Raw genomic sequence first — 8,503 nt, 5'->3', positions numbered from 1 at the left:
CGGCGCGTGGAAGCCGTAGTCGATCAGGCGCTTGGCGATGTCGTCGACGCTGATCCCGGCGCTTTCCTTCAGCACGCGGGTGTCGAGGATGCATTCATGCGCGATGCGGTCGCTTCTGCCCTTGTAGAGCAGCGGGTAGTGCGGGGCGAGCCGCGTCGCAACATAGTTGGCTGAGACGATCGCCGTCTCGGTCGCCTGCTTCAGCCCCGCGCCGCCCATCATGCGGATATACATCCAGGTGATCGGCAGGATGGAAGCGCTGCCGAAGGGCGCCGCCGCCACGGCATGCGCCGAGCCCTCCGCGACATGGCCCGGCAGATAGGGTTTCAGGTGCGACCTGACGCCGATCGGACCGACGCCGGGGCCGCCGCCGCCATGCGGGATGCAGAAGGTCTTGTGCAGGTTCATGTGGCAGACATCGGCGCCGATGTCGCCCGGACGGGCCAGGCCGACCAGCGCGTTGAGGTTGGCGCCATCGAAATAGACCTGGCCGCCATGCTCGTGGATCAGCGCGCAGAGGTGGCGCGCGCCTTCCTCATAGACGCCGTGCGTCGAGGGGTAGGTGAACATCAGCGCCGCGAGGTTCTTCGAATGCTCGTTGGCCTTGGCCCTCAGGTCGTCCATGTCGATGTTGCCGTCATCCAGGCAGCGCACGACGACGACATTCATGCCGGCCATCGCCGCGCTTGCCGGATTGGTGCCATGCGCGGAGGAGGGGATCAGGCAGACGGTGCGGTGGCCTTCGCCGCGCGCGCGGTGGTAGGCGCGGATGGCGAGCAGGCCGGCATATTCGCCCTGGCTGCCGGCATTGGGCTGCAGGCTGACGGCGTCGAAGCCCGTGATCTCGGACAGCCAGACTTCCAGGTCACCGAGCATGGCTCGGCAGCCGGCCGAGTGGCTGGCGGGTGCGAAGGGGTGCAGGTTGGCCACGCTTGGCCAGCTCACCGGCATCATTTCGGCAGCGGCGTTGAGCTTCATAGTGCAGGATCCGAGCGGGATCATGGCGCGGTCGAGCGCCAGATCCTTGTCGGCCAGCCGGCGCAGGAAGCGCATCATATCGGTTTCGGAGCGGTTCTCGTGGAAGACCGGCTGGGTAAGGAACTCCTTGCCACGCGGCTTGCCCGGCAGTGAGCCAGCTTCGGCCGAAGCAGGCTTGGCGCCGAAGAGCGCTGCAATCGCTTCGAGGTCGGCTTCGGTCGAGGTTTCGTCGAAGGCGATGCTGATGCGGTCGGCATCGATGAGGCGCAGCAGCCTGCTGGATTTTTCGGCGGCAGCCGCAATCGAACCGGCCTGGCCTTTCACCTCTGCCGTAACCGTGTCGAAACGGCTTGTGCCGAGCACCAAAACGCCGGCGCCCTTGAGGCCGGTAGCGAGGCGGTTGGCGAGCCCGTGGATGCGTTCGGCGATCGCCTGCAGGCCGGCGGGGCCGTGCCAGATCGCGTAGGCCGTCGCCATGTTCGCAAGCAGCGCCTGCGCGGTGCAGATGTTGGAGGTGGCCTTGTCGCGACGGATATGCTGTTCGCGCGTCTGCAGCGCGAGACGGTAGCCCGGGCGTCCCTTGCTGTCGGTCGACTGGCCGACGAGGCGGCCGGGCATCAGCCGGGTCAGTTTGTCGGAGACGGCGCAGTAAGCGGCGTGCGGGCCGCCGAAGCCCATCGGCACGCCGAAGCGCTGCATCGGGCCGACCGCGATGTCCGCACCGAGTTTCGCCGGCGCGTCGGTCAGGGTCAGGGCGAGCGGGTCGGCGATGAAGACGACCAGCGCGCCGATCGCGCGGGCCTTCTCGATCGCAGCCTTGTGGTCGCCATAGACACCGAACGTGTCCGGCCAGGAGACGAGCAAGGCTGCGGTGTTGTCGTCGATGGTCTCGCCGTCGACTTCGATGCCGAGCGGCTCGGCGCGGGTGCGCACGACATCGAGCGTCTGCGGGTGCGGCGCACCTGCAAGCGCCACCTTGGTGCGCTTGTCGCGATGATGGCGCAGCGCGATGCCGACGGCCTCGGCTACCGCGGTGGCTTCATCGAGCAGCGAGGCCGACGCCACCGGCAAACCGGTGAGCTCTGTTACCAGGGTCTGGAAGTTGAACAGCATTTCCAACCGGCCCTGGCTGATCTCGGCCTGGTAGGGCGTGTAGGCCGTATACCAGGCCGGGTTCTCGAACAGGTTGCGCTGGATGACCGGAGGCACTTGGACGCCGTGATAGCCGGCGCCGATGAAGCTCTTCAGCACCGTGTTCTTCGCCATGATCGCCGACAATTCGGCAAGCGCTTCCGCCTCGCTGGCCGGCGCGGGCAGGTTGAGCGGCTGGTCGAGGCGGATCGATCTCGGCACGGCCTGGCTGATCAGCGTCTCGACGGACGGAACACCGATGGTGGCGAGCATGGCCCTGACGTCGTTGACGCCGGGGCCGATGTGGCGAGCCGAGAAAGGTACAGGTGCTGCGGTCATGTTCAAAATCCTGGTATCAGCCGATATGGGCTTTGTAGGCGGCCTCATCCATGAGGCCATCGAGCTGGCTTTCGTTGGCGAGCTTCATCTTCCAGAGCCAGCCGTCGCCGGTCGCAGCCGAGTTGACCAGCGACGGGTCGGCTGACAACGAGCCATTGGCTTCGGTGATCTCGCCGTCGACCGGCGCATAGACATCCGAGGCCGCCTTGACGGATTCGACGACGACGGCGGTGTCGCCCTTGGCGAGCTTGCGGCCGATTTCTGGCAGTTCGACGAAGACGAGATCGCCGAGCTGTTCCTGCGCGTAGTCGGTGATCCCGACGGTAGCGACGCCGCCTTCGACGCGCAGCCATTCATGGTCTTCAGTGAAATAGGTCTTTGCCATCGGGAATTCATCCTTTGCGGTAGCGATGTGGCGTGAAGGGCAGGGAACTGACGTTGATCGGGATCCTGGTCCCGCGGACGTCGGCGAAGAGTTTGGTTCCGGACTTGGCGAGGGCGGCGTTGACGTAACCCATGGCGACCGGATGACCAGCAGACGGACCGAAGCCGCCTGAGGCGACGTGACCGGCCGGGTTGCCGTCTCCATCGATCAGCGCCGCGCCGGCGCGCACCGGCTGGCGCCCGTCCGGCTTCAGGCCGACGCGCTTCTGCGCCGGTCCGCGCTCCAGAATCGAGCGAAGCGCGTCAGCGCCGATGAAGTGGCCCGAGGCGCGCACCTCCTTGGGGATCGCCCACATCAGCGCGGCGCTTGCCGGATCGATCTCGGGCGTCAGGTCCTGCCCATGCAGGCAGAGCCCGGCCTCCAGGCGAAGGCTGTCGCGCGCGGCGAGGCCGATCCACTGCACGCGCTCGTCTTCGAGGAGTTTAGCGACCAGAACGCGCGCGTCCGCTTCGGGCAAGCCGATCTCGAAACCGTCCTCGCCGGTATAGCCGGAGCGGCTCATGAACCAGTTTTGCCGGGGCTCGACGCCGTGCATGAAGAGCAGTGAACCGGTCTCGATGCCGGCCCGCGACAGGGCCGCCCAGGCGTCCGGGCCCTGGATTGCCAGGAAGACGCGGTCGAGCGGTTCGACCGCCACTTCGAAATCCGCGGCCAGCGCGCGAAGATGCTTTTCGTCCTCGGCCGCATTGCCGGCATTGGCAACCACCATGAAGCGGTCGCCGCCCAGTCGGGTGACGATCAGGTCGTCAATGATGCCGGCGGCCTCGTTGAGGAAGAAGGTGTATTTGGACTGGGAAATTTCCAGCGCGCCGGCATCGAGCGGGCAGGCGCGGTTGAGCAGCGCCACCGCACCCGGGCCGCTGACGTCGAACAGCTTCATGTGCGAGATGTCGAACAGGCCGGCATGCTCGCGCGTGTGAAGGTGTTCCTTCATCACGCCGGCCGGATAGGTGAGCGGCATCGACCAGCCGGCGAAGGCGCCGAAACGGGCGCCGGCGGCCTGATGCAAATCCTCAAGGGGTAGATGTCTGGTGTCTTCGCCTGTCATGTCTTCTCCAGAGTCGCACGCAATCGACCGCTGCTGGCGGTCCAGTCCGTGCCCCTCTGTCTGAAGCCTGAGAGACTCGCGCCCCGTAACTCTGTCGGCAGCGCTTACACCTTCGGCGCGGGGCTAGCCCCGACTTTCCAGAGTTGTCTTTCCCGTCTACGGTTCTTTTGCCTGAGAGATTTCGGGCGATTTCCCCTTCGGCGACAGCTTTCGCTGCTCTCTCCCGCAAACAGGTAGGACTCAGTCGCCTGAGCCCTCGACGCGCCATCCATAGCCCGTCGGCGACACCTTGTCACCTCCCAGCGACAAGTCTTCGCTAACCACGCCATTTGCCGGTTTCTCAAGACAATGCTGATAAAGCCTGACGGGATAAGGCATCGGGTTCGCCGGCAAGGCGACGGGCAGGGAAACGGATGGGCGAACTGATCATGAGCGCTCCGGTCGCGGGGCTGACCTCCAAGAATCGTATCAATGCCGACGATGTCACGATGCTTCGGCGCGAAGTGTTCGCCGATGGCGTGGTGACGCGCGGTGAAGCGGAAGCGTTGTTCGCGCTCGACCAGACGGCACGCGAAAAATGTCAGGAATGGGCGCCGTTCTTCGTCGAGGCGGTGACCGACTACATCGTCCATCAGGAGAAGCCGGAAGGCTATGTCTCGCAGGAAAATGCCGACTGGCTGGTTCGCGCCATTTCGCGGGATGGCATGGTCGACAGCCGCACTGAGCTCGAATTGCTGGTGCATGTGCTGGAGGAAGCAAAATCCTCGCCCAGCCAGCTCTCCGCCTATGCGCTGGAGCAGGTCGCCCACGCCGTGATCGACGGCAAAGGTCCGCTGATGCGCGGTGGCAGCCTGGCGCCTGGAAAGGTCACCAGGGCCGAGGTCGATCTCCTGCGCCGCATCCTCTATGCCTATGGCGGCGACGGCAACATCGCCATCACCAAGGCCGAGGCTGAAATCCTGTTCAGGATCAACGACCAGACCGAGGCGGCCGACAACGACCCCTCCTGGAACGACCTCTTCGTCAAGGCTATCGCCAACTACGTCATGTGCTCGGCTGGCTATGAGCCGCCGACGCGCGAAGCGGCGCTGCGACATGAGAACTTCCTCGAGCATGCGGAGCCGCATATTGGCAGCTTCTTCAGCCGCATGGTGTCCGGCGGGCTCGCAGGCATCCTCGAAGCCTATCACTCACCTGGCGACATCGAAGCCGAATGGGAGGCCAAGAACCGGGCGGCCGAAGCGCTTGCCCGCCGCGCGGAAACCATCGATGCCGGCGAGGCGAAATGGCTGGCCGAACATGTAGGGGATGGCAAGCGCCCGCTGCGCGACAACGAACGCGCCCTGCTGACGCTGATCAAGCACGCCTCGCCGGAAATCCATCCGGCATTGAGGCCGCTGCTCGATAAGGTGGCCTGAGACGGCTATTTTCCGCTGACTTAACCGGGCAAGGTCATGGTCAGCGGGATTCGTCAAATCCCGCCATACCAGTCGTAGCCATTGTCCTCCCAATAGCCGCCGCGACCGCCGCCGACATTGGCGAAGCCGTCTACCAGCTCGATCTTGTAGATGTATTTTGGCATCTTGTAGCCGAGCTGGCGCTCGACGCGCACACGCAGCGGCGCGCCATTCTCGACCGGCAGCGGCTTGCCGTTGAGGCCATAGGCGAGGATCGTCTGCGGGTGGCGGGCGTCGACCAGGTCGATGGTGCCGTAATATTTGATGTCGCCCGACAGGCTGTGCTCGATCGTGTCGAGGCAGTGGAACATGACGTAGCGCGCCTGCGGCTTGACAACAGCCTGATCGAGCACCAGCGACAGCGGCGTGCCGGTCCATTTGGCGATGCAACTCCAGCCTTCGACGCAGTCATGGCGGGTGATCTGGGTGCGGCTCGGCATATTCTGCAGCTGCTCGCGGGTGAGCGACAGCGGCTTTTCGACGAGGCCCGAGACCTCCAGGCGCCAGTCGGCGAAATTGTTGGCGAGAAGTCCCTTGTAGGTGTCGTCGTCGGGCGCCGTGCTGCCATTTGGCCGCTGTGGCTGGCGGATGTCGGCCTCGGTGAATTCCGGCGCCAGCGCGTCGCGGCCGGCGAGCAGGCGCTGCGCGCGGTGGGTCAGGTCGTTGGCGTTTTCGAGGAAGCTGCGCAGCCCATCGCCGATGCCGAGTTGGTTGTCGAAGGCATCGCAGCCGGACAGCATGATGCCGGACAGGCCAAGGCTGCTTGCGGTCAGGAATTTGCGGCGGCTGATCTGGAATTTTGACATCTCAGGCACTCCTCTCGGCCGGCTCGTCGTGCTTTGCGGGCGGGTCCGTGCGGTACCAGCCGGTGATGATCGAGCGCAGCTCGTTGATCGGGCCGGCGGCGAGGATCATCAGTATGTGGACGATGAAGAAGAGAACGAGCAAAACCATCACGCTGAAATGGATGGTGCGCGCCGTCTGCCGGCCGCCGAGCAGTTCATTGAGCCAGGGCAGCACCGAATCCATGCTCGGCGACATGGCAAGGCCGGTGATGATCATCAGCGGCAACAGCACGAACAGCACGCCGCCATAGGCCATCTTCTGCAGCGTGTTGTATTCGCGGGTGTGATGGAATTTCAGCTTCGCATGATCGATGACGTCGCGCGGCAGCTTGCGCAGGTCGGACAGGCGCGGGGCAAGATCGCGGCTTATGTGGCCGTTGATGAGACCCGCAATCAGCCAGACGAGCAAGGTTGTCGTCAGGATCCAGGCGAAGAAGAAATGCACCACGCGGGCGGTGCCGAGGTCGTAATAGGAAGGGATCGTAGCCCAGGCGGGGAAGGCGCGTGGCGTTTCCTGTCCGGCAGGGCCTGACCAGCCGAGCACGCCGGTCGTGTCGAAGCGATGGCCGAGGACTTCGGTGAAGCCGCGCGGACCGTTCGCGGTGTTCTCGGCGCCGATCTCAAGGACCGTGTTGTTGAACTCGAAGCCGGACTGCTTGCCGATATAGAGCTGCGGGCGGGCATTGAAGATCTGCAGACCCGACAAGAGCATGAAAAACAGCGAGATTGCCCACAGCCAATGGGTCAGTCGCGTCCAGCGCGACTGCCGGTAGACGAGGGTTGCGTCCTTCTTCTGCGCATGGCTGGCGGGTTGGGCGGTGTCAGCAGAGTCCATCCTGTCCTCCGGCCGCATGATCCGCGGCATCTCAGGTCATCGTCTTCCCTCATTACGTTGCCGCACAAGCCGGTGTTTCATGCGATCACGGATTTATTACGGGCCGCCGAGACTGACCGCGAGATTGACCGCCGCGGCGAGGATAACGGCGTTGAAGAAGAAGGAAAGGATCGAATGGAGCAGCACCACGCGTCGCATGTGCGTCGTGGTGATCCCGGTATCGGCGGTTTGCGCGGTCATGCCGATGACAGTTGAAAAATAAAGGAAGTCCCAGCCTTCAGGCCTCTTCCCGCCCGGGAATTCGAGGCCGCCAACGGGCATCTTCTTCTTGGTGGCGGCGTCAATCTCGTCGCCGTCCATCCAGTAGACATGGGCATAGTGCAGCGCGGCCATGGCGTGGATGGTGAACCAGCCGAGCGGGATCGAAAGCATCGCGAAGACGATGGCTATTGGATGCGCGCCCTTCTGATTGATGAACTGAAACAGCGAGCCGATGGCAACGGCGACGACGAAAAGCGTGACGGCGAAGATCATGCGCAACGGCAGGTCGGCGGAACGCGCGTTTTTGCTGAGATAGTGGCCGGTAAGCTTCGGCATCAGCCGCAGGACCAGCACGACATAGGCGGCAAAGAACGCGTTGGCGCCAATCAGGTAAGCAAGCGGGGCGTGCAGGACGAGTGCTATCGCCAGCGCGACGAGGCCGATGATCGCGGATATGGCGAACTGCATATGCCGATGCATCGGTGGCTTGACGGGTGCGTCGTCAACCATGGCACGGCCTCCGGAAGCGGTCAGTCCGGTGTGGCGGATTTCAGCGCGCGCCGCAAGATGCGGTCGAGCTCGCCGAGAAACTGCGACCTGTCCTTCGGCGAGAAGGCGGCGTTGAAGCCGCGGCTTTCGCCGGTCTCGCGCAGATGCTGCTTGAGGTCGCGCATCGCTACCGCCATGCCGATGGTCTCCGGCGTGAAGGGGCGGCCGGTCGGCCCAAGCACATGCGCGCCGAGCGCCACTGTGCGCGCAGCAAGCGGGATGTCCGCTGTCACCACCACATCGTTGGGCCTGGCATTCTCGACGATCCAGTCGTCCGCCGCGTCGGCGCCCTTGGAGACGACGACATTGCGCACCATCGGATCGCGCGACGGACGCAGGCCGCCATTGGAGACGTAGGTGACGACGACACCATGTCGTTCGGCGACCTTCTCGACCTCGGCCTTGACCGGACAGGCGTCTGCATCGACGTAGATAATTGGGGCGGACAATCACATCTCCAGATGCACGAAAGGGCCGGCATTGGCCGGCCCTTTCGCATGAAATTTCAGTTTTGTCAGGCCGGAAGCGCGCCGGACTTTTTTGCGGTCCAGGTGGCGATATAGTCCATCAGGCCGGGGCTGAGGCAGTCATAGGGTTCAAGCCCGGTCGACTTCA

Annotated in this window: 8 protein-coding genes, 1 pseudogene and 1 riboswitch; of the genes and pseudogenes, 1 reads left to right on the top strand and 8 read right to left on the bottom strand. The window is 64.3% G+C overall.

Annotation, left to right across the window (positions count from 1 at the left end):
* The 3 genes from gcvP to gcvT form a co-directional block, all read right to left on the bottom strand.
* Nucleotides 1-2,448 (bottom strand): aminomethyl-transferring glycine dehydrogenase (gene gcvP / locus Q0L57_RS33285; RefSeq protein ID WP_296747375.1); only part of this gene is annotated, 2,448 nt, incomplete at its 3' end.
* Between the two features lie 16 nt (nt 2,449-2,464).
* Nucleotides 2,465-2,833, bottom strand: coding sequence for a glycine cleavage system protein GcvH (gcvH, locus tag Q0L57_RS33280; protein ID WP_296747373.1), 369 nt, complete (start codon nt 2,831-2,833; stop codon nt 2,465-2,467).
* A gap of 7 nt (nt 2,834-2,840) precedes the next feature.
* Nucleotides 2,841-3,941, bottom strand: a complete 1,101-nt coding sequence (gene gcvT / locus Q0L57_RS33275; RefSeq protein ID WP_296747371.1) for a glycine cleavage system aminomethyltransferase GcvT — start codon at nt 3,939-3,941, stop codon at nt 2,841-2,843.
* Nucleotides 3,942-4,090: 149 nt separating this feature from the next.
* Nucleotides 4,091-4,177: riboswitch (glycine riboswitch) on the bottom strand.
* Between the two features lie 177 nt (nt 4,178-4,354).
* On the opposite strand from gcvT, the gene Q0L57_RS33270 reads away from it, so the two are divergent.
* On the top strand, nt 4,355-5,359 hold the full coding sequence (locus tag Q0L57_RS33270; protein WP_296747370.1) for a hypothetical protein: 1,005 nt from the start codon (nt 4,355-4,357) through the stop codon (nt 5,357-5,359).
* Between the two features lie 53 nt (nt 5,360-5,412).
* Here the strand turns inward: Q0L57_RS33270 and Q0L57_RS33265 are convergent, their stop codons facing one another.
* The 5 genes and pseudogenes from Q0L57_RS33265 to Q0L57_RS33245 form a co-directional block, all read right to left on the bottom strand.
* Nucleotides 5,413-6,204: a molybdopterin-binding protein gene (locus Q0L57_RS33265; protein ID WP_296747368.1), complete on the bottom strand. Its 792-nt coding sequence runs from the start codon at nt 6,202-6,204 to the stop codon at nt 5,413-5,415.
* Between the two features lies 1 nt (nt 6,205).
* A complete protein-coding gene (locus Q0L57_RS33260) occupies nt 6,206-7,078 on the bottom strand; it encodes a cytochrome b/b6 domain-containing protein (RefSeq protein WP_296747367.1) in 873 nt (290 codons plus the stop codon).
* A gap of 96 nt (nt 7,079-7,174) precedes the next feature.
* Nucleotides 7,175-7,849: a DUF1345 domain-containing protein gene (locus tag Q0L57_RS33255; RefSeq protein WP_296747365.1), complete on the bottom strand. Its 675-nt coding sequence runs from the start codon at nt 7,847-7,849 to the stop codon at nt 7,175-7,177.
* A gap of 20 nt (nt 7,850-7,869) precedes the next feature.
* Nucleotides 7,870-8,337, bottom strand: a complete 468-nt coding sequence (locus Q0L57_RS33250; protein WP_296747364.1) for a YaiI/YqxD family protein — start codon at nt 8,335-8,337, stop codon at nt 7,870-7,872.
* A 65-nt stretch (nt 8,338-8,402) separates the two neighbouring features.
* A pseudogene (locus Q0L57_RS33245) lies at nt 8,403-8,503 on the bottom strand (aldehyde-activating protein); the annotation flags it as partial.

Origin of the sequence: Mesorhizobium sp. (genome assembly GCF_024509055.1) — a bacterium.
Taxonomy (GTDB): Bacteria; Pseudomonadota; Alphaproteobacteria; order Rhizobiales; family Rhizobiaceae; genus Mesorhizobium.
The sequence above is the reverse complement of the archived record's forward strand: the minus strand, read 5'-3'. Positions and strand labels throughout refer to the sequence as shown.